This is a genomic window from Streptomyces sp. NBC_01176, from assembly GCF_045039825.1.
GTDB lineage: Bacteria > Actinomycetota > Actinomycetes > Streptomycetales > Streptomycetaceae > Streptomyces.
The window spans coordinates 4,976,648-5,000,866 of sequence record NZ_CP108600.1 but is presented as its reverse complement, the minus strand read 5'-3'; the positions used below and the strand labels follow the sequence as shown (position 1 = coordinate 5,000,866).

The following is a 24,219-nucleotide window of genomic DNA, read 5'->3' as shown; positions in this document are numbered from 1 at the left end:
ATGCACGTCACGCACCTGTCGCTGGCCGACTTCCGCTCCTACGCCCGGGTCGAGGTTCCGCTCGACCCGGGCGTCACCGCGTTCGTGGGCCCCAACGGGCAGGGCAAGACGAACCTGGTCGAGGCGGTCGGGTACCTCGCGAGCCTCGGCAGCCACCGGGTCTCCTCCGACGCGCCCCTGGTGCGGATGGGCGCCGAGCGGGCGGTCATCCGCGCCAACGTCCGACAGGGCGACCGGCAGCAGCTCATCGAGCTGGAGCTGAACCCCGGCCGGGCCAACCGCGCCCGCGTCAACAGGTCCTCGCAGGTCAAGCCCCGTGACGTGCTCGGCATCGTACGGACGGTGCTGTTCGCACCCGAGGACCTCGCGCTGGTCAAGGGCGACCCCGGTGAGCGGCGCCGCTTCCTCGACGAACTGATCACGGCCCGCTCGCCGCGGATGGCGGGCGTCCGCTCCGACTACGACCGGGTCCTCAAGCAGCGCAACACCCTCCTCAAGTCGGCCGCGCTGGCCCGCCGTCACGGCGGCCGCACCATGGACCTCTCCACGCTCGACGTGTGGGACCAGCACCTCGCGCGGGTGGGCGCCGAACTGCTCGCCCAGCGGCTCGACCTGGTCGCCGCGATCCAGCCGCTGGCCGACAAGGCCTACGAACAGCTGGCGCCCGGCGGGGGACCCGTCGCCCTGGAGTACAAGCCCTCCTCGGCCGTCCTCACCGGCCACACCCGCGATGAGCTGTACGAGCAGCTGATGGCGGCCCTCGCGGAGTCCCGCAAGCCGGAGATCGAACGGGGCGTCACCCTGGTCGGCCCGCACCGCGACGAGCTGCTGCTCAAGCTGGGCGAGCTGCCCGCGAAGGGATACGCGTCACACGGGGAGTCCTGGTCGTACGCGCTGGCGCTGCGACTGGCCTCGTACGACCTCCTCAGGGCCGAGGGCAACGAGCCGGTCCTGGTCCTCGACGACGTCTTCGCCGAGCTGGACACCCGCAGGAGGGAACGCCTCGCGGAACTCGTGGCTCCGGGCGAGCAGGTTTTGGTGACGGCGGCGGTCGACGACGACGTGCCGGGCGTCCTGGCGGGGACGCGCTACGCCGTCTCGGAGGGCACGGTGGAGCGGGTATGACGGAGAACACACCGTGGATCCCGGAGCCGTCCGCGCCGGCCGGTGAGGCCGTCGGGAAGACCCCCGAGCCGTCCGGCGTCGACCTCGCGCGGGTGGCGCTGCGCGCCGCGAAGGAACAGGCACGCGCGCGTGGGGACGCCGCCCAGCAGAAGAAGCAGGCGCGGCGGGGCGGGCTGCGCTCCGGCGCGCGCGCCGACGGGCGCGACCCGATGGCGCTGGGCGCCGCGATCAACCGGCTGCTGACCGAGCGCGGCTGGGAGACCCCGGCCGCGGTGGGCGGGGTGATGGGGCGCTGGCCGCAGATCGTCGGCGACGACCTGGCCAAGCACTGCGTCCCGCTGCGGTACGACGACGACCCGGCGGAGCGGGTGCTGACCGTGCAGTGCGACTCGACGGCCTGGGCCACCCAGCTGCGGTTGCTCGCACCGCAGCTGGTCGCGCGGCTGAACCAGGATCTCGGACACGGCACGGTGCGGCTGATCAAGGTGCAGGGTCCCGGGGGTCCCCCGCGCCGGTTCGGGCCCCTGCGCGCCCCCGGGAGCACGGGTCCGGGCGACACCTACGGGTGACCGTGGTCCGCGGGAACCGGGCGCCGGAGGCGGGCGCTCGCGGTGGGGACGGGCAACCGCACGCGGTTGCGAACACCGACCTGACTCCGCAGTAGCGAAGGGTTGACACCCGGAAGCGCTGAGTGCCTCTGTGAGCCTCTTTGAGGCCGGGGCCGCATATGGGGAGTCGGGCGAGGCGGGTTCAGGGCGGCACATGCGGACTCAGGTACCGGCAAACCCCCATCACTGTCGGCGCTACCGGTAGACTGGAAGCTAATCCCGCCCCACTTGTGGGGACCGTCCGGGAGAAGCTGAGCAACGCTGATCAAGGCTTACCAACGCAACGTGCCGCAGCCGCTCCGGCAACCCGCCGACGAGCCTGGTTTGTGCTGTGCCAGAAAGGGCGCTTCGTGGCCGATTCCGGCAACCCCAACGAGAACATCCCGTCCACCGACGCAGGCGCCGTCGCCGGGGCCACCGCCTCGAACGGCGAGGTCACGGCCTCGTACGACGCCAGTGCCATCACCGTCCTCGAGGGTCTGGACGCGGTCCGCAAGCGACCCGGCATGTACATCGGCTCGACCGGTGAGCGCGGACTTCACCACCTCGTGTACGAGGTCGTCGACAACTCCGTCGACGAGGCGCTGGCCGGCCACGCGGACACGATCGACGTCACGATCCTGCCGGACGGCGGCGTGCGCGTGATCGACAACGGCCGCGGCATCCCGGTGGGCATCGTCGCCTCGGAGGGCAAGCCGGCCCTCGAGGTCGTGCTGACCGTCCTGCACGCGGGCGGCAAGTTCGGCGGCGGCGGCTACGCGGTCTCCGGTGGTCTGCACGGCGTCGGCGTCTCCGTCGTGAACGCCCTGTCGAGCAAGGTGTCCGTCGAGGTCAGGACGGACGGCCACCGCCACACGCAGGACTACAAGATGGGCGTCCCGACGGCCCCGCTGGTCCAGCACGAGGCCACCGAGGAGACCGGCACGTCGGTCACCTTCTGGGCCGACGCGGACATCTTCGAGACCACGGAGTACTCCTTCGAGACGCTCTCGCGGCGCTTCCAGGAGATGGCGTTCCTCAACAAGGGCCTGACGATCAGGCTCACGGACGAGCGTGAGTCGGCGAAGGCCACCGCGGGCGCGGACGAGGCGGGCGCGGACGAGAAGGACGAGGTCAAGTCCGTCGCGTATCACTACGAAGGCGGCATCGTCGACTTCGTGAAGTACCTCAACTCCCGCAAGGGAGACGTGGTGCACCCCACCGTCATCGACCTCGAGGCGGAGGACAAGGACAAGAGCCTGTCCCTCGAAGTCGCGATGCAGTGGAACAGCGGATACAGCGAGGGCGTGTACTCCTTCGCCAACATCATCCACACGCACGAGGGCGGTACGCACGAGGAGGGCTTCCGTGCGGCGCTGACCTCGCTGATCAACAAGTACGCGCGCGACAAGAAGCTGCTCCGCGAGAAGGACGACAACCTCACGGGTGACGACATCCGCGAGGGTCTGACCGCGATCATCTCGGTCAAGCTGAGTGAGCCGCAGTTCGAGGGCCAGACGAAGACCAAGCTGGGCAACACGGAGGCGAAGACCTTCGTCCAGCGCGCGGTCTACGAGCACCTCAACGACTGGCTGGACCGCAACCCGAACGAGGCCGCGGACATCATCCGCAAGTCGATCCAGGCGGCCACCGCGCGCGTGGCGGCCCGCAAGGCGCGTGACCTCACCCGACGCAAGGGCCTGCTGGAGTCGGCGTCCCTGCCCGGCAAGCTGTCCGACTGCCAGTCGAACGACCCCACCAAGTGCGAGATCTTCATCGTCGAGGGTGACTCCGCCGGCGGCTCGGCCAAGTCCGGCCGCAACCCGCAGTACCAGGCGATCCTCCCGATCCGGGGAAAGATCCTCAACGTCGAGAAGGCGCGGATCGACAAGATCCTGCAGAACCAGGAGATCCAGGCACTGATCTCCGCCTTCGGCACCGGAGTCCACGAGGACTTCGACATCGAGAAGCTCCGCTATCACAAGATCATCCTGATGGCGGACGCCGACGTCGACGGCCAGCACATCAACACCCTGCTGCTGACCTTCCTGTTCCGCTTCATGCGGCCGCTGGTCGAGGCCGGTCACGTGTTCCTGTCGCGCCCGCCGCTCTACAAGATCAAGTGGGGCCGGGACGACTTCGAGTACGCGTACTCGGACCGTGAGCGCGACGCGCTGATCGAACTGGGCCGTCAGGCCGGCAAGCGCGTCCGTGAGGACTCGATCCAGCGATTCAAGGGTCTCGGTGAGATGAACGCCGAGGAACTGCGCATCACGACCATGGACCAGGAGCACCGCGTCCTCGGTCAGGTCACGCTCGACGACGCCGCCCAGGCCGACGACCTGTTCTCGGTCCTCATGGGCGAGGACGTCGAGGCGCGCCGCGCGTTCATCCAGCGCAACGCCAAGGACGTCCGCTTCCTCGACATCTGAGTCGGTCTCAGCTGACCGCGTCAGAAAGGATCTGCACCAGCAATGACCGACGAGAACACCCCGAGCATCCCTGAAGAGGGCGAGATCGCCCTGCGCATCGAGCCCGTCGGGCTCGAGACCGAGATGCAGCGCTCGTACCTCGACTACGCGATGTCCGTCATCGTGTCGCGCGCGCTGCCCGACGTGCGGGACGGTCTCAAGCCCGTCCACCGCCGCGTCCTGTACGCCATGTACGACGGCGGCTACCGGCCCGAGAAGGGCTTCTACAAGTGCGCGCGCGTCGTCGGCGACGTCATGGGCACCTACCACCCGCACGGCGACTCCTCGATCTACGACGCGCTGGTCCGCCTCGCGCAGCCGTGGTCGATGCGGATGCCGCTGGTGGACTCCAACGGCAACTTCGGCTCTCCCGGCAACGACCCGGCCGCCGCCATGCGGTACACCGAGTGCAAGCTGAAGCCGCTGTCCATGGAGATGGTCCGCGACATCGACGAGGAGACCGTCGATTTCACGGACAACTACGACGGCCGCAACCAGGAGCCGACGGTCCTGCCGGCCCGCTTCCCGAACCTGCTGATCAATGGCTCGGCGGGCATCGCGGTCGGTATGGCCACGAACATCCCGCCGCACAACCTGCGCGAGGTCGCGGCCGGCGCCCAGTGGTACCTGGAGAACCCCGACGCCTCCCACGAGGAGCTTCTGGACGCCCTGATCGAGCGCATCAAGGGCCCGGATTTCCCGAGTGGCGCCCTGGTGGTGGGCCGCAAGGGCATCGAGGAGGCGTACCGCACGGGCCGTGGCTCCATCACGATGCGCGCGGTCGTCGACGTCGAGGAGATCCAGAACCGCCAGTGCCTGGTGGTCACCGAACTCCCCTACCAGACCAACCCCGACAACCTCGCCCAGAAGATCGCCGACCTGGTCAAGGACGGCAAGGTCGGCGGCATCGCCGACGTCCGCGACGAGACCAGCTCGCGCACGGGCCAGCGGCTCGTGATCGTGCTCAAGAGGGACGCGGTCGCCAAGGTCGTCCTGAACAACCTCTACAAGCACACCGATCTGCAGTCGAACTTCGGCGCCAACATGCTGGCGCTGGTCGACGGCGTCCCGCGCACGCTGTCGCTGGACGCGTTCATCCGGCACTGGGTGACGCACCAGATCGAGGTCATCGTCCGGCGGACCAAGTTCCGGCTGCGCAAGGCCGAGGAGCGCGCGCACATCCTGCGTGGCCTCCTGAAGGCCCTGGACGCCATCGACGAGGTCATCGCGCTCATCCGACGCAGTGACACCGTGGAGATCGCGCGAGAGGGCCTGATGGGCCTCCTGGAGATCGACGAGATCCAGGCGAACGCCATCCTCGAGATGCAGCTGCGGCGACTGGCCGCCCTGGAGCGCCAGAAGATCATCCAGGAGCACGACGAGCTCCAGGCGAAGATCACCGAGTACAACGCGATCCTGGCTTCGCCGGTGCGCCAGCGCGGCATCATCAGCGAGGAGCTCGCCGCGATCGTCGAGAAGTTCGGCGACGACCGCCGCTCCAAGCTGGTGCCGTTCGACGGCGACATGTCCATCGAGGACCTGATCGCCGAAGAGGACATCGTCGTCACCATCACGCGCGGTGGCTACATCAAGCGGACGAAGACCGAGGACTACCGCTCGCAGAAGCGTGGCGGCAAGGGTGTGCGCGGCGCGAAGCTGAAGCAGGACGACATCGTCGACCACTTCTTCGTGTCGACGACGCACCACTGGCTGCTGTTCTTCACGAACAAGGGCCGTGTCTACCGGGCGAAGGCGTACGAGCTGCCGGACGCCGGGCGTGACGCCCGCGGGCAGCACGTCGCGAACCTGCTGGCCTTCCAGCCGGACGAGGCGATCGCCGAGATCCTCGCGATCCGCGACTACGAGGCGACGCCCTACCTGGTCCTGGCCACCAAGGGCGGCCTGGTGAAGAAGACGCCACTGAAGGATTACGATTCCCCGCGCTCGGGCGGCGTCATCGCGATCAATCTCCGGGAGACGGAGGACGGATCCGATGACGAACTGATCGGAGCCGAACTCGTCTCGGCCGAGGACGATCTGCTTCTGATCAGCAAAAAGGCCCAGTCGATCAGGTTCACTGCAACGGACGACGCGTTGCGACCGATGGGCCGTGCCACCTCGGGCGTCAAGGGCATGAGTTTCCGCGAGGGGGACCAACTGCTCTCGATGAATGTTGTTCGACCCGGTACGTTCGTGTTCACTGCCACAGACGGTGGGTACGCGAAGCGCACCGCCGTCGACGAGTACCGCGTCCAGGGTCGCGGCGGCCTCGGTATCAAGGCCGCCAAGATCGTCGAGGACCGCGGCTCGCTCGTCGGCGCGCTGGTGGTCGAGGAGACCGATGAGATCCTCGCCATCACCCTGTCCGGCGGTGTGATTCGTACGCGAGTCAACGAGGTCAGGGAGACGGGCCGTGACACCATGGGCGTCCAACTGATCAACCTGGGCAAGCGCGATGCCGTGGTGGGCATCGCACGTAACGCCGAGGCCGGCCGCGAGGCCGAGGAAGTCGACGGCGAGGGCGCCGAGGACGAGACCGCCGAGGGCATCGAGGCCGTCGGCACGGACGAGGGCGAGCAGTCCTCGTCCGAGTAGCGCGAGGAGTGAGTCATCGTGAGCGGAGCCACGGGCGCCGGACCGACCGGTACGGACACGGACGGCGGCCGTGGCCCCGCCACGGACGCGACTGACTCCCATGACTCTCATGGATCCCAGGGGGGAACTGTGACGGACACCCGAGGTCCGCAGGGCCAGCAGTACGCGGCCGGAGCGGGCCCCGCGGCTCCGGGCGGACCGGCCGCGGCCGGTCCTGCCACGACCAAGGCGGCGCCCGGTGCGCCGACCGCTCCGCCGGCCGCCTCCGCACTGCCGGGGGAGCGGCAACCGCAGCAGTCCTCGCAGCCGTATCACCCGCCGCAGGCGTACGCGGCGCAGACGCCGTCGGGCGCCGTGCGCCGGCCTCGGACGGGGGCGCGCACCACGCCGCGTACCCGCAAGGCGCGGCTGCGGGTGGCCAAGACCGACCCGTGGTCGGTGATGAAGGTCAGCTTCCTGCTCTCCATCGCGCTCGGCATCTGCACGATCGTGGCGGCGGCGGTGCTGTGGATGGTCATGGATGCCATGGGCGTCTTCTCGACGGTCGGCGGCACGATCTCCGAGGCGACGGGGTCGAACGAGTCGAACGGTTTCGACCTGCAGTCGTTCCTCTCCCTGCCGAACGTCCTGCTGTTCACGTCGATCATCGCGGTCATCGACGTCGTGCTCGCCACGGCGCTCGCGACGCTCGGATCCTTCATCTACAACCTCTCCGCGGGCTTCGTCGGCGGCATTGAGCTGACCCTCGCCGAGGACGAATAACAGCGGTCTCGGAGCCTCCGCCAGGGGCCTGGGATACCGATTTTGGGACTGGCCGCGTCGTGCGCTAATCTTCAGAGGTCAGCGCGCGGGACACACACCGCAAAGCGCGGCGGGGCTATAGCTCAGTTGGTTAGAGCGCATCCCTGATAAGGATGAGGCCACAGGTTCAAATCCTGTTAGCCCCACCAGCACGAAGACCCCCGGTCCACCAGGACCGGGGGTTTTTGGCATCCACGGCCGACACCAGCCTCCGGGGATGCGTCGGCCGGAGCGACGGGACACCACTCTCAGCTGCGAGGTGAAGGTCTCCCGGCTCGGCGGGCGACCTGGAAGGGGAGCAGGTGAGAGGTCACTCGGCGGATCCGAGTTCTGTGTGCGCGTGGCCAGCGGCGGTGATCGGTCAACAGCGGTGATCGGCCGGCGGCGCCAGGAGAACCTCTGAGCGCCGTGTGTCCGGCGGGACGAAGACCGCATACGGAGCCGAGGGGGGATCCCCGCCGGCGTCCGCGCATGAGAAAGCCCGGCAGCTCTTTCGAGGTGCCGGGCCTTCGGTTTCCGGGTGTGGCGGTGTACGCAAGTTCGCCGCTACGTCGGGCAGGAGGGGCAGGGTCGATGAGGTGGTGCGGTACGCGTCAGCGCTGGAGAGGGGCCTCGCCGTGCTGGAGGGACGTATCACCGTCGGTCGTGGCGTCGAGGGCGCGGAGGGCGGTGAGGCCGCTCGCTTCGGCATCGACCCGCGGGCGGTGCCGGCAGCTCGGTGAGGAGCCGTGGGCCTCGGCGTGGATACGTTGTTTCATCGTGGGGGGCAGGGCCCGACTGTAGGACGCCATCCATGGGGCCGGCGCCGGCACTGTCACGGAGGCCGCGCTGTTGTGCGTCGGTCCGGCCTGCGGTACGGCCGCGGCCGCGGCGGTCGTGATGAATCCGAGCGTCGTGCAGAGCGCCAGGAAGGCGGTCACGATGACGGTCCACAGCTTCATGACCTTGTTCTGGGTCATGGCCCCTCACTTTCGGGTCAGGCGATTTGCGTACTTTCCTCATGATGTGTAAGCGGGCCGCGAAGTGGTGGACCGACGCTCATGGCGCGTCGATGTTCCGATGAACACCACCCGTATGGGCGCAAGACGTCTCTGAAGCCCGCAAAAACCACAAAAGCGCAGCGAAAGGTCACCGTGTGTGAGGTGTGATCACCCTGAGATCGGAGTGGTCACGCCCCGTCCTACTGCTCTCCGCCGGACGGGAGTTGGGGGTCGATGCAGGTCACCGATCGATATCGGTCGGTGTGTATAGTCGGGCGCCAGAGGTCCCCTACGTCAAGAAAGACGAGGTCGCGCGGTGAAGAAGCTTCTCCTGGTCGCACTGGCCGCCATCGGCGGACTCCTCGTGTACCGCCAGATCCAGGCGGATCGCGCCGAGCAGGATCTGTGGACGGAGGCGACTGACTCCGTACCCACGGGTTCGTGAGTACCGACACCAGTCTCAGAGCAGACCCCGGCCGCCTCGCGGTCGGGGTTTTGTGTTTTCCGGGCCCGACACCACCTCGCTGCCGGCCCGCCTCCCGGTCCGTCCGCCGTTCGCTTCCGCAGACGCATTGATCGCAGGAGCAAAACATCCTGCTCTCCGGACAGGCGGTTTCGGCCGCTTGTCAGATAGCAAGGGCGAACCCGTGGCCGACGGGGCAGGATGGCCACGGTCCGGGGTGACGACGAGGGGTGGCGCGTGAAATGGGGCGGCGCGTGATGGGGCGGCGCACGGTGGGACGCCGCACGGTGGGACGGCGAGCGCCGTCACGGTACGGGCGGGCGCTCGGGGCCCTGGCCCTGGGAGCGGCGCTGTGCGCGTCGGCCGCGTTGACGGGGAGGGCCTCGGCGACCTCTCCCGTGGCGGAGTCCGGTACACCGAGGCCGTACGCCTACGCCGCGGACGACACGACGGTCGAAGGCACGACGACCACCACGAACGCCGCACGGCTGGAGCCCGGAAGGACGTACCGGAGTTCCCTCGGTGAGGGCGGCAAGCTCTACTACCGCCTCGCGCTCGACGCCACGTCCAACGCGTACGTCTCCGCCACCGCCGTTCCCGGGCCGGGCGCCACGGTCTCCTACGCGGACGGCGTCAAGGTCTCCGTCCAGGACGACAACGGCCGCCGCTGCTCCTCCTCCGCGGCCGCCCACTTCGGCGCCTCCGAGAGCCCGCATCCCGTCGCCGCCTGGGCGTCCCGCGAGATCGGCCCCACCAAGTACTCCTGCCAGACGGCGGGGACGTACTACATGGTGGTCGAGCGCGTCGCCACGTCCGGCTCGTCGGCGTCCTCGTCCCGCTCCCCCGGCGACTGGGATCTGGAACTCGGCTACGTGTCGGAACCCGCCCTGAAGAAGGCCGGTTCGACGAGAGCCCCCGAGACGTGGAACTCCGCCTCGCCCGAAGCCCTTCAGGGAGACGCGCGGACCCGGGCGGGCGGCGCGGGGTTCGCCACGGCCGGCGCCCTCGACAAGGGGGTCTGGAAGGACCGGATCAGTCCCGGGCAGACGCTCTTCTACAGGGTGCCGGTCGACTGGGGGCAGCAGTTCTACGCCGGCGCGGAGCTCGGCAGCTCGACCGGTGGTGACGGGTTCGTGGGCACGGCCCTGGTCGTGTCCCTCTACAACCCCGTCCGCGGGTTCGTCGACGACGTGGGCTGTGGATACGACGGCAGCCAGCGAGCCGCGGCACTGGATCCGCTGCCGCCCGTCGCGTACGAGAACCGCTACGCCCTCAACGACCGGACCAGCAGCATGCGGTTCGCGGGTTCGTACTACCTCGCCGTCCACCTCGCCGCGCAGGTCGCCGGGAAGTTCGGCGACGGGCCGTTCGGGCTGACCTTGCGCGTACGGGTGGAGGGCGCCGCCCACGCGGGCCCGGCGTACGCGGGGCGGGCGGATCCCCGGGACGTGTTCGACGCCGCGGCCGGTGCCCCGGCGGAGGTCTCCGGCGGGGCGGTGGCGGGCGCCGGGGGACGCGCGGGGGCTTCGGGCAGCGGCGTGGACCGGCACATGAAGGTGGTCGCCGCGGGCGGCCTCGGCACGGGGACCGCCCTGTTGCTGGTGCTCGCGGTGTGGACGGCGGTCGCACGGCGGCGGGCGAGGGTGTGGGCGGCGGCCGGGGACGCGGCCACGACGGCTTCGCCGGCGGCCCATGCCCTGCCCGGGGACCCCGCGGCGCCGCGGGGCCGGTAGAACCGCCCGGAGCGGCCGACCGGGTTCAGATCCGCGTCAGCGCCCAGAAACCCACCGCGAGACAGGCCAGCGCGAGGAGCAGGAGCGGGACTGCCACCCGGGCCGGCGGTCCGGGGCGTGGCGTCCGCCGGGACACCGCCCGGTGGGAACCGGCGGGACCGTGTGCGTGCTGTTGCACCACGACGGTCGGATCCGCGGGCCGTTGAGGGACGGGCAGCGGTCCGGACCGGAGGTCGAAGGGCTGCGCGTACCCGGGGGGCGTGCTCGGCACGTTGACCGCGGTGGGGGGAGTGGGCGGCTGCTCGGGCGGGCGCCACGGGTGGCCCGGGACGGGACGCCGCTGCGTCTCGTGCCAGGCGTGCCGCGGTTGCGGCTGGGCCTGTCGCGGCGGTGAGTTGTGGGGCTGCGGTCGCGGCTGGGGCCGCGCCTGTGGTGGTACGTCGGGGGCGGCTGCCCGGGGTGGCGGCAGGTGGAAACTCCCGGTGTCCGACATCGTGGACGGCCTCGGGGGTACGGAGTTCGGGGCGGGGCGCGGCGGTGTCACGTCACTCGGGGCGGACCCGTGGCGTGCGTCGCCGGTGACGGGCTCCTGGCGTGCGCCCTCCGGTTCGGGCTCCCGGCGTACACCTCCGGAGGTCGTCTCCGGCCACGCGCCCCCGGTAGCACCCGACTCGGAGACGGAGCGGGGATCGGAGCCGAGCCCGGAGCCGGGACGGCGGCCGAGGGCGGAACGAGGGCCGGACGCAGAGCCCCCGTCAGAAGCGGCACCCTGGACGGAATCGGGGTTCCGGTCGGAAGGGAGGCTCTGGCCGGAGACGGGATCTCGGTCGGGACCCTGGCCTCGGTCGGAAGCCGGGCCGGAGAGAGCTGCCGGCCGGGAAGCCGTGGGGTCGGTGGCGGGCCGGGGTGCCGTCCCGACCGGTCCCGTGGGTCCGAACCCCGGGGGGAGCGGCCCGACTTGATCGAAGACCTCGACCAACTCGTCGTCGGGTCCGGGCTCGGGCAGCAGCTCGGCGGCCGAGGCCAGCGCCTTGCGCGCCCCCGTCGCGGTCCGGAACCGCGCCTGGGGGTCCGGCTGCAGCAGCGTGGCCACGACCTGCCACAGCGGCTCGGGTATGCCCTGGGGAGCGGACGGTGTGCCGTTCTCCGCGAAGTACTCGATCAGCGCCTTGGCGTCCGGCTTGGCCCCCTCCAACAGGTACAGGGCGACCAGACCCGCGGCGAACAGATCGGCGGGGAAGTCCGGTTCGGCGCCCATCATCTGCTCAGGCGCGAAGTAACCGGGGGTTCCCACCACGTAGTCGGTCTCGGTCAGCCGTGGTTCGCCGAGCCGCATCGCGATGCCGAAGTCGGACAGCCGCAGCCGCGGCCGGGCCGTCCCCGTCGCTTCGAGCAGCACGTTGGCGGGCTTGATGTCACGGTGCACGACCCCCTCGGCGTGGACGGCGGCGAGTCCCGCGAGGAGCTGGTCGAGCAGGGTGCAGACGAAGGCGGGAGGCAGCGGGCCGTAGTCGTTGACCAGATGGACCAGGGATCCCCCCGCGACCAGGTCCATGGTGAACAGGACCTTGTCGTCGTCGGCGGCCCAGCTGGCCGGCGCCAGCACGTGCGGGTGATCGATCCTCAGCGCCTGCTCCCGTACGAAGCGCAACAGCGCGTGCGCGTCGCTCTGTTGGAGCACCTTGGCGGCCACGTACCGGCGCCGTCGCCGGTCCCAGGCGCGCCATACGGCACCGACTCCCCCGTGGCCGATCGGGTCGACCAGCTCGTACCGTCCGGCGAAGACCTCACCCATGGTCGTGCGTCGCTCCCCTTCGGCAGTCGGTCCTGCGGCTTCCGCGAGGTGCCCGGCGGCCCGGGACGCGGCGCTGGACGGCGTTGCGAGCCCTCCAGCGCGGGGCGTGCGGCCGGCCGGACCGTCGGCTCAGTTCTGGTGCGACTGGTAGTGCGCGACGGCGTCGGAGGTGCGGCCGGCGCCGTACACCCGGAGGAACTCTGCCAGTTCCGGGTGGGTCGGAGCGAGGGTGTCGGCGGCCTCGATGATGTCCCCGGCGGCCGCCACGGAGCGCAGCAGCGACTGGATCTCGCGGACCACCCGCTTGACCGTGGGCGCACCGGAACTGCTCGTCGACTGCGTGGTGTTGTTGAGCACGGAGCCCCCCTGCGACTTCTTGATCTCGTCCATGCGCTCGGTCGCCTCGGCGGCGCTGACGCTGCCGTCCGCCACCTGCCCCGCCAGGTCCTGCAGGAGCTGGACCCGCTGGACCACCGCGGGGTTGCCGATCTTGGCACGCTGGCCGCTCATCAGCTGCGACAGCATGGGCGCGGAGAGGCCCAGTACTCCGGCAAGACGCGCCTGGTTGAGGCCCAGATCGTCTATGAGCCTACGGAAGAGCGTCCCCAGCGGCTCCCCGTACCAGTTCCGCTGCAGCTCCTGGGCTCTTGCGGTTGCTTCTTGCTGTGCGGCGTCCATTGCGTCTCCCCATCGCTTCCCCAAAACCGTGGTTCGCTGTCGCGAACCACGTCGAGCATCTTACGGAGAGTGGTCGCCCACGGGGACCCCCAATCTTTTTGCGAGATACCGGGGGTGACCCGGTACTCTGGTGCCCGGCGCCCGTCGGTATCCGAATCAACCGGCCGGACGCTTCCCTCAAGGGGCCTTAGCTCAGTTGGTAGAGCGCTGTCTTTGCATGGCAGATGTCAGGGGTTCGACTCCCCTAGGCTCCACACCTCGGACCGGCCAGACGCCTTCATGGCGACTGGCCGGTTTTCGTATGCCCCGCTTTGACCCTCCATGGTGACCTGTGTCACAGGGCTGAGTTCGCAGGCGTTGCATTTGTTTGCGCAAATGGCCGGGGTGTGCGACGGCCCCGGGACCGTCCCGCGGGCGGTCTCCGCACCTCATGGGGGGTCGGGCTCCGCTGTCGGAGCTGTGCGTGAACTGGCACAAGCAGAGGTGTGTAACCGGGGCAATGCGCACGGTGAAGAGAGTCTGTGTGGATGTTGTGCGTGAAGGCCGTTGCAAACGTCATCGCGGAGGGAATCCGTAAACGAGCGCCTTCCCGGCGTCCTTCCCGCTGTCTTTCCCGCTGTCCTCCCCGGTGCGACGGGCGCCGGGTTCCCGCCCGTTCCACGTGAAACAACGCTGTGGGGCAGGAGACCCTCAAGTCTCCTGCCCCACAGCGTTGTTGATGTCCTGGATCAGGACTCAGTGGCGATCGTCGCGCTTCGCCGCTTCCTCCTCGGCCTGCTTGGCCTGGACCTCGGGGTCGAGGTCGGGCCGGCCGCTGCCGTCGACCGATGTCAGGCGGCCCGGCTCGGGCACCTCCGTCGCGGCGGGGGGCTCGACCAGCCAGTCGGGATTGGCCTGCTTGTCCCACCACCTCCAGGCGGCGTAGGCGCCACCGGCCAGAAGTCCCAGGACGGCCAGTCCCTTGACGGCACGGCCGGCCTTCGCCCGCCGCCGGTGCTTGCGGACCAGCTTCTCGATCTCCTTGGGTGAGACCTGTCCGCGCAGTGCGGCCAGCGCCGCCGCACCCCGCGCCGCGGCCTCCTCCCGTACCGGCTGGGCCGCGGCCATGGCCTGCCCGATTCTCGGCTTGGTGTAGTCGGCGGCCTGGAGCGCCGCCTGGCGGGTTCGGACGGCGGCCTGGTCGACCTTCGGCGGGACATGGGTACGCGCCTGCTCGAGGCGCGGTGCGAGATGGGCGTCGTACTGCACGCGGGCCTGCTCTGCGGCCAGCGACATCTTGGGCGCGAGCCGTACGCGTGCCTCGTTCGCGTAGTGCGAGGCCCGGTCCTTGGCCGTGTCGGCGTAAGGCGCCACCACTTCCGCGGCGTGCAGCACGCTGTCCTTCGCCGAGCCGGTCGCGGCGCGCACGCTGTCAATGCGGGTCACGGGTTTTCCTCCTCCTCGGTGGCGTACTTGGGCGTTCGAGTACCCCAAACAGGCACAGTCCACCTTTCCACCCTTTTCGAGATCATGCCCCTCGCGCGACGGCGGGGCATGCGAGATAGGGCATACGGGGCAACAGGGCCTTACCGCCGACCCTGCCACGGATCGGGGCTCCCGGCGCCGCCCGCGGGAGGACTCGACGCGTTTTCCGCAAGAGGGACGACGGGATGTTCGCCCGGAGGTGGTGGTCGGGCGACGCGAGGCCCGGTCCGTGCGAGGATCGGGGGGTCAAAAGAAGGCAACGGAAGGCAGATCGTGGCCGAGCAGCTTTACGCCACCCTGAAGACCAACCAAGGCGACATCGAAGTCCGGCTCCTGCCGAACCACGCGCCCAAGACGGTCCGGAACTTCGTCGAGCTCGCCACGGGTGAGCGGGAGTGGGTCAACCCGGAGACGGGTGCGAAGTCCACGGACAAGCTCTACGACGGCACGGTCTTCCACCGGGTGATCAGCGGATTCATGATCCAGGGCGGTGACCCGCTCGGCAACGGCACCGGTGGCCCTGGCTACCAGTTCGAGGACGAGTTCCACCCCGAGCTCGCCTTCGACAAGCCGTATCTGCTGGCCATGGCCAACGCGGGCCCCGGTACCAACGGCTCGCAGTTCTTCATCACCGTCTCCCCGACGGCGTGGCTGACCCGCAAGCACACCATCTTCGGCGAGGTCGCCGGCCCGGCGAGCCAGAAGGTCGTGGATGCCATCGCGGGCACCCAGACCAACCCGCGCACCGACCGTCCGGTCAACGACGTCGTCATCGAGTCGGTCGTCGTCGAGACCCGCCAGGGCTGAGCCCGGAGGCCGAGGGGCCCCGAGGACTCCCGCAGGGAACCAAACGCCCCGTTCATCCGTAAGGATGGGCGGGGCGATGCAGTGCGTACGACCGATTGAGGGGACCCGATGGACCAGGCGCCAGGCAGCCCGCAGGGCCCGAAGGACCAGGGATCGCAGGATGCCCAGGGCTTGCCGACCTGCTACCGGCACCCGGACCGCGAGACCGGCGTGCGCTGCAGCCGCTGTGAACGGCCGATCTGCCCCGAATGCATGGTCAGCGCCTCCGTCGGCTTCCAGTGCCCCGAATGCGTCCGCGGCGGCTCCGGTACGGGGCACCCGCCGGCGGCCTCCCGGCCCCGCACCCTGGCGGGCGGCACCGTCGCCGCCGACCCCCGGCTCCTCACCAAGATCCTGATCGGGATCAACCTCGCCCTCTTCCTGGTGCAGCAGGCCGTGGGTGACCGCTTCACCGACAGCTTCGACCTCATCGGCCGGGCGTACGTCCCGGTGCTCGGCTCGGTCGAGGGCATCGCGGAAGGCCAGTGGTACCGGCTGCTGACGTCGATGTTCCTGCACGCCAGCTATATCCACATCCTGTTCAACATGCTCAGCCTGTGGTGGATCGGCGGCCCCCTGGAGGCGGCCCTCGGCCGGGCCCGCTACCTGGCGCTGTACTTCGTCTCGGGGCTCGCCGGCAGCGCGCTCACCTACCTGCTCGCCGCCCCGAACCAGCCGTCGCTCGGCGCCTCCGGCGCGATCTTCGGCCTCTTCGGCGCGACCGGGGTGCTCATGCGCCGGCTCAACTACGACATGCGCCCGTTGATCGGCCTGCTGGTGGTCAACCTGATCTTCACCTTCACCCCCGCGTTCGGTATCTCCTGGCAGGCCCACATCGGCGGTCTCGTGGGCGGTCTCGTCGTCGGCTACGCGATGGTCCACGCGCCGCGGGAGCGGCGGGCCCTGGTCCAGTACGGGGTGTGCGCGGTGGTGTTGGTCGCGGTGGTGGTCGCGACGCTGGTCAGGACGGCTCAGCTCACCTGAGCCGCCCCGGTCACCGCTGTTGTCCACAGACGGTGGCGGATCTTGTGCACGCTGTGTGGGAACAGCTGTGCCCCCTGTCGCGGACCCGAGTTTTCCCAGGTCGGACAGGGGGCGAACAGGCTTGCGGATCCCGGTAGGTCAGTCACACCGGCGTCAACCCTGGATGAGTTATCCACAGATCGTCGTTCTTTTTCCACCTGTGGAAAACAGTTGTGGATAACTCAGTGGATAGCCCTGGGGAGAGCTGCCGGGGAGCTGCCGCGCCGTCGGTCGCGGAGCGCTACTTCCACTGCGTGGAGACGCCGAATCCCGCTGCGATGAAGCCGAAACCGACCACGATGTTCCAGTTGTCCAGCGCGTCGACCGGCAGCGAGCCGTCGGTCACGTAGAAGACGACGATCCAGGCGAGACCGATGAGGAACATGGCCAGCATGACCGGCGCGACCCAGCCGCGGCTGGTGAGCTTGATGTTGGTCGTCTGCTTCGCCTGGGGTGGCGTGTAGTCGGCCTTCTTGCGGATACGTGACTTCGGCACGAGGGTCTCTCCTGTCGATGCGCTGCGTGGCCGCGCAGGGAACTGGGGCGGGCTCCGGGGCAGCGTACAAGGGGACACTGAGCGCTCCCCCGGGCGTCCGTTAGCGTAGTGCTTCCGCGGCGCCGAAGGAGATAAGGGTACGTTGAGCAATTCTGCCGACTCTCCAGGGACGGGTTCCAGTCCTGCCGATACGCGCCGTTTCCGGCCCGTTCGCGTGCTCACCGTGGCCGTCTTCGCCCTCGCCGGGCTTATTTTCTTCACCAGCTTCAACACGGCCAAAGGCACCAATATCCGCACCGACGCGTCCCTGCTGAAGCTCTCCGACCTGATCCAGGAGCGCAGCCACAAGAACGCGTCGCTCGACGATTCCAACGGCGCGCTGCGGGACCAGGTCGATGCCCTCGCCGGACGGGAGAACGGCGGCAGCAAGGCCGAGAACGACAAGGTCGCCGCGCTGGAGAAGAAGGCGGGTACCCAGCCGCTCAAGGGCAAGGCCGTCACGGTCACCCTCAACGACGCCCCGCCGAACGCCACGGCCAAGCTGCCCGGCTACCCCGAGCCGCAGCCCGACTATCTGGTCATCCACCAGCAGGACCTGCAGGCCGTGGTGAACGCCCTGTGGCTGGGCGGCGCCCAGGGCATCAAGGTGATGGACCAGCGGCTGATCTCCACGAGCGCCGTGCGCTGCGTCGGCAACACGCTGATTCTGCAGGGACGCGTCTACTCGCCCCCGTACAAGATCACCGCAGTGGGTGACCCCCAGAAGCTCCAGAAGGCGCTGGCGGACTCCCCGGCGATCCAGAACTACATGGTGTACGTCAACGTCTACGGGCTCGGCTGGAAAGTCGAGGAGAACGGGACGGTGACTCTTCCCGGCTACTCGGGCACAGTGGATCTCCACTACGCGAAGCCTGTGGAGTAGCCGGAGCCGCTGCCGCTGGGGGGCCTGTGTCGGTGCGAGTGGTCGTCAGGACGTTGAGCGAACTCTGCATCACCGTCGGCACGCTGATCGTGCTCTTCGTGGTCTACGTGCTGTTCTGGACGGGTGTGAAGGCCGACAGCGAGATGGGCCACCAGATCGACCAGCTCCAGCGGCAGTGGTCGAAGGGGGCACTGGCGCAGCAGCCGGGGACGCCCACCGCCGTCCCGGCCACCGAGAGCCCGAAGGCGCCGCCCTCCTCCACGTACGGCAAGCCCTTCGCGGTGATGTACATCCCGCGCCTTGGTTTCACGTGGAACAAGCCCGTGCTCGAAGGCACCGGAACGAGTGTCCTGAAGAAGGGGCTCGGCCACTATCGGGGGACCGCCCAGCTGGGGCAGACGGGGAACTTCGCCGTCGCGGGACACCGTCGGACCTACGGCGACCCGCTCAAGGACTTTCCGAAGCTGCGACACGGCGACGCGGTGGTACTGACCGACGGGACGACCTGGTTCACGTATCGGATCGACAAAGGCCCTTACAAAACCGTACCCACGGACGTTGAGGTGATCGACCCTGTGCCACGTAAGTCCGGGTATACGGCTCCGGGCCGCTACCTGACGCTGACCACCTGCGAACCGGAGTGGGGTCACAGCCACCGGCTGATCGTCTGGGCGCATCTGGATTCCACACAGCCTGTGGAGGCTGGGAAACCGGGGGCACTCCGCCGTTAGTCTGGTCCCGTACGGCGTGGGTCCGGTGGTGCAGGGCGGGACTCTGACGCCGTGGTGCGACGGAAGGGACGGCATGTACGGCTTCATCTGGCGGCATCTGCCGGGGAACGCGTGGGTGAAGGCGCTGATCTCACTCGTGCTCGTCCTGGCGGTGGTCTACGTGCTCTTCCAGTACGTCTTCCCCTGGGCCGAACCGCTGCTCCCCTTCAACGATGTGACGGTGAACAACCAGTGAGCGCGCGGATCCTCGTCGTCGACAACTACGACAGCTTCGTCTTCAACCTGGTCCAGTACCTGTACCAGCTGGGCGCCGAGTGCGAGGTGCTCCGCAACGACGAGGTGTCGACCGCGCACGCGCAGGACGGGTTCGACGGGGTGCTCCTGTCGCCCGGCCCGGGCGCTCCCGAGCAGGCCGGCGTGTGCGTCGAGATGGTCCGCCACTGCGCGGACACCGGGGTACCCGTCTTCGGTGTCTGTCTCGGCATGCAGTCGATGCAGGTGGCGTACGGCGGGGTCGTGGACCGTGCGCCGGAGCTGCTGCACGGCAAGACCTCGCTGGTGGAGCACGAGGGCAGGGGCGTCTTCGCCGGACTGCCGTCCCCCTTCACCGCGACCCGCTACCACTCGCTCGCGGCCGAGCCGGAGACCGTGCCGACCGCGCTGGAGGTCACCGCTCGCACCCACGACGGGATCATCATGGGCCTCAGGCACCGTGAACTCCCGGTCGAGGGCGTTCAGTTCCATCCCGAGTCGGTGCTGACCGAACACGGGCACCGGATGCTCGCCAACTGGCTCGTGGAGTGTGGCGACCAGGGTGCCGTGGCGAGGTCGGCGGGGCTCGCCCCGGTGGTGGGCAGGGCCACGGCGTGACCGCGCTGCGCCCCGAGCGCGAGTCCGGCGCCGCCTACGGTGCCGCCGGAGGAGACGGGTCCTCGTACGGGCAGCAGCCGTACGGGGCGCCCGGCGCGTTCGAGGTCGCGATCGAGCAGCTGGCGGACCCGCTCACCGATCCCCTTCCGGGCACGGGCCCCACTCCCGGCCCCGCGGCCCCCGGCCGCACGCCTCCCGGCCACACCGCCCCCGGCCACGCCGTGCCGACCCCGCCCACCGCCGGGCCGCAGGCCGGTCCGGGGCAGCAGTGGCCCGGCCACCATCAGTACGCGGGGGACGGTTCCGCCGGGTACGCGCAGAACTGGCAAGGGGCGGCGCAGGGCGGCTACGACGGCGCGCGGCAACGGCAGCCGTACGCGGAACCGGCGACGACGGCCATGCCGGCCTTCCAGGAGTCCGCGCCCCCGTACGGGGCGTCCACGACGCCGCCCCCGTACACGCCGCCCGTAACCCCGTCCGCGCCGGTGTACGGGGCCTCCACGGCCTCGCCCGGTCCGGGGTCCGGTGCGGGTTACGGCGTGCCTCCGACGGCGGGCCGGCCGCTGGACGACGAGACCGTGGCGCTGCGGGCCTCGGAGGTCTCGGAGGCGCGGCTCATGGCCGCGCCCGGGACGCCTGCGGACGCCGCGGACGATTCGGCAGCCGCGCCCGGGGGCCGTGCGGCCCGACGCAAGGCCGCACGGCGCCATGGGCGCCACGGAGGCCCCCCGGAGCCCCTGGAGTCCCAGTCGCCCCAGGAAGGGGCGCAGGAGGCCGCTGGGGCGCCGCTGAGCCGTGTGGCGGCCCGCCGGGCCGCGCAGGCGCGGAAGCCCGGCGCGGCGGTCCTCGTGAGCCGGATGATCGGCGAGGTCTTCATCACCACCGGCGTCCTGATGCTCCTGTTCGTGACCTACCAGCTGTGGTGGTCGAACGTGCGGGCGCACGAGCAGGCCGGCAGCGCCGCGCACCACCTCCAGGAGGACTGGGCGAGCGGCAAGCGGAGCCCGGGGACGTTCGAGCCGGGGCAGGGCTTCGCCATCCTGCACATCCCGAAGCTGGACGTCGTCGCGCCGATCGCGGAGGGCACGAGCAAGACGAAGGTGCTCGACCGCGGCATGGTGGGTCACTACGGCGAGGGCAGCCTCAAGACGGCGATGCCGGACGCCAGGACGGGCAACTTCGGTCTCGCGGGCCACCGCAACACGCACGGTGAACCGTTCCGCTACATCAACCGCCTCAAGCCGGGCGACGCGATCGTCGTCGAGACGCAGGACGACTACTTCGTCTACAAGATGGCGTCGATCCTGCCGGTGACGTCCCCTTCGAACACAAGTGTGCTGGCCCCGGTCCCCAAGGGGTCCGGCTTCACGGGGCCCGGCCGCTACATCACCCTGACCACCTGCACGCCGGAATTCACCAGCAAATACCGGATGATCGTGTGGGGCAAGATGGTCGAGGAACGCCCGCGCAGCAAGGGCAAGCCGGACGCCCTCATCGGCTAGGCGCATCCAGTGGTGCGCTGTCGGCCCCTCGGGCGAAGAGCACGTGAGACAACCTGAGACAGACCAGACGGGGCAGATGCACAGTGGCAGCGAGGACCGACCACGACGAGCGCACCGACGCCGACGCCGAGGCGCCCGCACCGAAACGGCGTGGTCCCGGCCGGATCGCGATGGCGGTCAGTGTCTTCGGTGAACTCCTCATCACCGCGGGCCTGGTGCTCGGCCTCTTCGTCGTCTACTCGCTGTGGTGGACGAACGTCGTCGCGGACCGCACGGCGCACAAGCAGGGCGACAGGGTCCGTGACAACTGGGCGTCGGCGGACAAGGGCCCCGGCGCGCTGGACACCAAGGACGGCATCGGCTTCCTGCACGTCCCGTCCATGAAGAACGGTGAGGTGCTCGTCGAGAAGGGCACCTCCACGGAGATCCTCAACGACGGCGTCGCCGGCTACTACACGGACCCCGTCAAGTCGTCCCTGCCGATGACCGGCAAGAACGGCAACTTCACGCTCGCCGCCCACCGCGACGGCCACGGCGCCAAGTTCCACAACATCGACAAGGTGGAGAAGGGCGACCCGATCGTCTTCGAGACCAAGGACAAGTGGTACGTCTACAAGGTCTTCGGCATCCTCCCGGAGACCTCGAAGTACAACGTGAAGGTCCTCGGCCCGGTCCCCAAGGAGTCCGGCAAGAAGAAGCCGGGCCACTACATCACCCTGACGACCTGCACGCCGGTCTACACGTCCCGCTACCGGTACGTCGTCTGGGGCGAGCTGGAGCGCGTCGACAAGGTGGACAGCGCGCGGACACCGCCCAAGGAACTGCGCGGCTGACCGGCACGGCTCCTTCGGCGGTCGCACGTACCGTCTTCGGCCGGTGACCTCCCGGTCCGGCCTGTGGCGGGCTGCCGTCGGCTCCAGACTGCCGTTTCCGGCTTCCCGCCGCCGTTCCCGGTCAGCCCTCTTTTGGCATATTCCGTACGTGTATCGCACACGGGATGCGCAGGGGCCCGGTACTCCGACGAGTACCGGGCCCCTGTTGGCAGGCCTTGCGTGTTCAGCTGCTAGTTGCCGCCGATGAATCCGCCGCCGTTCCCGCCGTTGTTCCCGTTCCCGTTCCCGCCGATGGTGGTCAGGACGATCGCCGCGTTCGGGTCCACCTGGCCCTGCCCGGGATCCTGCTTGACGACGAGGGCGTTGTCGCCCTGATCGCCCTGCACCTGGATGTTGTTGAAGCCGTTCTGCTGCAGGATCTGCCTGGCCTGCTGAAGGGTCCGGCCCGCGACGTTCGGGATGTCCTTCTGCGGGCTCTGGGCCTTCTTGCCGATCTGGATGGTCACCGTGGAGTTCTTGTCGGCCGAGCTGCCCGCCGCCGGACTGGTCGAGATGACCTTGCCGACCTGGGCGTCGTCCGCGGTGTCCACCTCGGTGCAGTTGCCGACCAGGTTGTTCGCGGTCATCTGCGCCTTGGCCGCCTCACAGCCCTGGCCCGTCACGTCCGGCACGGTGGACTTCGCCTGTGCCTTCGCGATGGTGAGGGTGATCGTCGAACCCTTCTGCACCTCGGTGCCGAGCTTCGGGTCCTGGTCCAGGACCGTGTTCGGGTCCTCCGTGGAGATCTGGGTCTTCGTCTTGACCTGGAACCGGTAGCCGTCGCCCTCGAGCTTCGCCTTGGCGTCGTCGAGGCTCTGGCCGGTCACCCCGGGCACGACCACCTTCGGCGCGCCGGTCGAGACCACCAGGTCGACGGTGTCGCCCTTCTTGACGTCCGCGCCGGCCTTCGGGTCCTGGTCACAGACGCTGCCCTTGGGCTGGGCCTCGCACGGCTTCTTGGTGGTCGTCACCGTCAGTTCGACGTTGGCGGCCATCGCCTTGGCGTCGCCCAGGGTCTGGCCGACGAAGTTCGGGGCCGCGAAGGGCTTGTTGCCGTCGCTGTTGCCGCTGAAGGCCCACTTGCCGATCAGGATCGCGCCGATGAGGACCAGGACGCCCGCCACGACCAGCAGGATCGTCGAGGTGTTCGACTTCTTCTGCTGGCGGCGCCGGGGCGGACGGTCGTCGTAGCCGCCGAAGCCGCCGTCGTCCGGGTTCATCGGGGGAAGCATGGAGGTGGCCTGGGCGTCCGTGGAGCGCAGGGCCGTGGTGGCCTGGTCGTCCGGGTAGCCCCCGTAGCCGACCGAGCCCATGGCGGCGGTCGCCGCGACCGGCTGGCCGTCGAGGCAGGCCTCGATGTCCTGGCGCATCTCGTCGGCGGACTGGTACCGGTAGTCCGGGTCCTTGACGAGCGCCTTCAGCACGATCGCGTCCATCTCGGGCGTGATCTCGGGGTCGAAGACGCTCGGCGGCTGCGGCTCCTCCCGTACGTGCTGGTAGGCGACCGCGACCGGCGAGTCGCCCACGAACGGCGGGCGGACCGTCAGCAGCTCGTAGAGGAGACAGCCGGTGGAGTAGAGGTCGCTTCGCGCGTCCACCTGCTCGCCCTTGGCCTGCTCCGGGGAGAGGTACTGGGCGGTGCCGATGACCGCGGCCGTCTGCGTCATCGTCATGCCGGCGTCGCCCATGGCGCGGGCGATGCCGAAGTCCATCACCTTGACCTGGCCGTTGCGCGTCAGCATGACGTTCGCGGGCTTGATGTCGCGGTGGACGATCCCGGCGCGGTGGGAGTACTCCAGCGCCTGGAGAATCCCGATGGTCATCTCCATGGACCGCTCGGGCAGCAGTCTGCGTCCCGAGTGGAGCAGCTCACGCAGGGTGGAACCGTCCACGTACTCCATCACGATGTACGGGATGGAGATGCCCTCGATGTAGTCCTCACCCGTGTCGTACACGGCGACGATCGCGGGATGGTTGAGCGAGGCGGCCGACTGGGCCTCCCGGCGGAACCGGGCCTGGAACGACGGGTCGCGTGCGAGGTCCGCTCGCAGCGTCTTCACCGCCACGGTGCGACCGAGCCGGGTGTCATGGGCGAGATGGACCTCCGCCATGCCACCACGGCCGAGCACCTGGCCCAGCTCGTACCGGCCGCCGAGGCGACGCGGCTCTTCCATAGCTACCTACCAGCCCTCTCCGTCGATCCCGACCGCACGCATGTGTGGTCCGGCGGTGTGCCGTCCGGGCATACCGTACCCGGATCGACTT

Annotated in this window: 21 protein-coding genes and 2 tRNA genes; 17 read left to right on the top strand and 6 right to left on the bottom strand. The window is 69.5% G+C overall.

The features are described 5' to 3' along the window. The 6 genes from recF to OG199_RS21505 all read left to right on the top strand — a co-directional run bounded on the left by recF (nt 1) and on the right by OG199_RS21505 (nt 7,728). Nucleotides 1–1,125, top strand: coding sequence for a DNA replication/repair protein RecF (gene recF, locus OG199_RS21530; RefSeq protein WP_356802031.1), 1,125 nt, complete (start codon nt 1–3; stop codon nt 1,123–1,125). After that, a complete protein-coding gene (locus tag OG199_RS21525) occupies nt 1,122–1,694 on the top strand; it encodes a DUF721 domain-containing protein (RefSeq protein ID WP_405830834.1) in 573 nt (190 codons plus the stop codon). The genes recF and OG199_RS21525 overlap by 4 nt, the downstream gene beginning before the upstream one ends. A gap of 365 nt (nt 1,695–2,059) precedes the next feature. Next, on the top strand, nt 2,060–4,144 hold the full coding sequence (gene gyrB / locus OG199_RS21520) for a DNA topoisomerase (ATP-hydrolyzing) subunit B (RefSeq protein WP_405830833.1): 2,085 nt from the start codon (nt 2,060–2,062) through the stop codon (nt 4,142–4,144). A gap of 42 nt (nt 4,145–4,186) precedes the next feature. Next, complete coding sequence (gene gyrA, locus OG199_RS21515) at nt 4,187–6,778, top strand: DNA gyrase subunit A (RefSeq protein WP_356802037.1); 2,592 nt, start codon at nt 4,187–4,189, stop codon at nt 6,776–6,778. Between the two features lie 18 nt (nt 6,779–6,796). Beyond that, entirely contained in the window at nt 6,797–7,540 is a 744-nt protein-coding gene (locus OG199_RS21510) for a DUF3566 domain-containing protein (protein WP_405830831.1), read from the top strand. Nucleotides 7,541–7,651: 111 nt separating this feature from the next. Beyond that, nucleotides 7,652–7,728 (top strand) — tRNA-Ile (locus OG199_RS21505). A 444-nt stretch (nt 7,729–8,172) separates the two neighbouring features. On the opposite strand, the gene OG199_RS21500 is transcribed toward OG199_RS21505, so the two are convergent. Next, complete coding sequence (locus OG199_RS21500; RefSeq protein WP_356802041.1) at nt 8,173–8,538, bottom strand: DUF6344 domain-containing protein; 366 nt, start codon at nt 8,536–8,538, stop codon at nt 8,173–8,175. Between the two features lie 337 nt (nt 8,539–8,875). Between OG199_RS21500 and OG199_RS21495 the strand changes: the two genes are divergently transcribed. Then, entirely contained in the window at nt 8,876–9,004 is a 129-nt protein-coding gene (locus OG199_RS21495; RefSeq protein ID WP_003999697.1) for a DLW-39 family protein, read from the top strand. A gap of 260 nt (nt 9,005–9,264) precedes the next feature. Continuing rightward, nucleotides 9,265–10,755, top strand: coding sequence for a hypothetical protein (locus OG199_RS21490; protein ID WP_405830830.1), 1,491 nt, complete (start codon nt 9,265–9,267; stop codon nt 10,753–10,755). Nucleotides 10,756–10,780: 25 nt separating this feature from the next. Here the strand turns inward: OG199_RS21490 and OG199_RS21485 are convergent, their stop codons facing one another. Both OG199_RS21485 and OG199_RS21480 read right to left on the bottom strand, forming a co-directional pair. After that, nucleotides 10,781–12,550, bottom strand: a complete 1,770-nt coding sequence (locus OG199_RS21485; RefSeq protein WP_405830828.1) for a protein kinase domain-containing protein — start codon at nt 12,548–12,550, stop codon at nt 10,781–10,783. 129 nt (nt 12,551–12,679) lie between these two features. Further along, nucleotides 12,680–13,228 (bottom strand): DNA-binding protein, encoded by a 549-nt coding sequence (locus tag OG199_RS21480; protein ID WP_266700296.1) that lies wholly within the window; start codon nt 13,226–13,228, stop codon nt 12,680–12,682. Nucleotides 13,229–13,409: 181 nt separating this feature from the next. On the opposite strand from OG199_RS21480, the gene OG199_RS21475 reads away from it, so the two are divergent. Then, nucleotides 13,410–13,482: transfer RNA gene (locus OG199_RS21475), tRNA-Ala, on the top strand. 481 nt (nt 13,483–13,963) lie between these two features. On the opposite strand, the gene OG199_RS21470 is transcribed toward OG199_RS21475, so the two are convergent. Continuing rightward, entirely contained in the window at nt 13,964–14,653 is a 690-nt protein-coding gene (locus tag OG199_RS21470) for a DUF5324 family protein (protein WP_356802046.1), read from the bottom strand. A 312-nt stretch (nt 14,654–14,965) separates the two neighbouring features. Here OG199_RS21470 and OG199_RS21465 point away from each other — a divergent pair, with 312 nt between their 5' ends. After that, nucleotides 14,966–15,499, top strand: a complete 534-nt coding sequence (locus OG199_RS21465; protein ID WP_405830827.1) for a peptidylprolyl isomerase — start codon at nt 14,966–14,968, stop codon at nt 15,497–15,499. A gap of 108 nt (nt 15,500–15,607) precedes the next feature. Next, a complete protein-coding gene (locus tag OG199_RS21460) occupies nt 15,608–16,522 on the top strand; it encodes a rhomboid family intramembrane serine protease (protein WP_356802050.1) in 915 nt (304 codons plus the stop codon). Nucleotides 16,523–16,802: 280 nt separating this feature from the next. Here OG199_RS21460 and crgA read toward each other — a convergent pair whose 3' ends face one another. After that, nucleotides 16,803–17,057: a cell division protein CrgA gene (crgA, locus tag OG199_RS21455; RefSeq protein ID WP_153289608.1), complete on the bottom strand. Its 255-nt coding sequence runs from the start codon at nt 17,055–17,057 to the stop codon at nt 16,803–16,805. Nucleotides 17,058–17,199: 142 nt separating this feature from the next. Between crgA and OG199_RS21450 the strand changes: the two genes are divergently transcribed. The 6 genes from OG199_RS21450 (at nt 17,200) to OG199_RS21425 (ending at nt 21,915) form a co-directional block, all read left to right on the top strand. Further along, complete coding sequence (locus OG199_RS21450; protein ID WP_356802052.1) at nt 17,200–17,979, top strand: DUF881 domain-containing protein; 780 nt, start codon at nt 17,200–17,202, stop codon at nt 17,977–17,979. A 32-nt stretch (nt 17,980–18,011) separates the two neighbouring features. Then, nucleotides 18,012–18,710 (top strand): class E sortase, encoded by a 699-nt coding sequence (locus tag OG199_RS21445; RefSeq protein WP_356802068.1) that lies wholly within the window; start codon nt 18,012–18,014, stop codon nt 18,708–18,710. A gap of 73 nt (nt 18,711–18,783) precedes the next feature. After that, on the top strand, nt 18,784–18,945 hold the full coding sequence (locus tag OG199_RS21440; RefSeq protein ID WP_165854063.1) for a hypothetical protein: 162 nt from the start codon (nt 18,784–18,786) through the stop codon (nt 18,943–18,945). Beyond that, the gene (locus tag OG199_RS21435; protein WP_356802054.1) at nt 18,942–19,580 is read left to right on the top strand and encodes an aminodeoxychorismate/anthranilate synthase component II; all 639 of its coding nucleotides are present in this window, start codon (nt 18,942–18,944) and stop codon (nt 19,578–19,580) included. The genes OG199_RS21440 and OG199_RS21435 overlap by 4 nt, the downstream gene beginning before the upstream one ends. Further along, a complete protein-coding gene (locus OG199_RS21430; protein ID WP_405830824.1) occupies nt 19,577–21,082 on the top strand; it encodes a class E sortase in 1,506 nt (501 codons plus the stop codon). The genes OG199_RS21435 and OG199_RS21430 overlap by 4 nt, the downstream gene beginning before the upstream one ends. Nucleotides 21,083–21,165: 83 nt before the next feature. Further along, nucleotides 21,166–21,915: a class E sortase gene (locus OG199_RS21425; protein ID WP_401807376.1), complete on the top strand. Its 750-nt coding sequence runs from the start codon at nt 21,166–21,168 to the stop codon at nt 21,913–21,915. Between the two features lie 230 nt (nt 21,916–22,145). Here the strand turns inward: OG199_RS21425 and pknB are convergent, their stop codons facing one another. Then, nucleotides 22,146–24,128 carry a Stk1 family PASTA domain-containing Ser/Thr kinase gene (pknB, locus tag OG199_RS21420; RefSeq protein WP_356802060.1) on the bottom strand — a complete coding sequence of 661 codons (1,983 nt, stop codon included), beginning with the start codon at nt 24,126–24,128 and terminating at the stop codon, nt 22,146–22,148. Nucleotides 24,129–24,219: the final 91 nt, after the last annotated feature.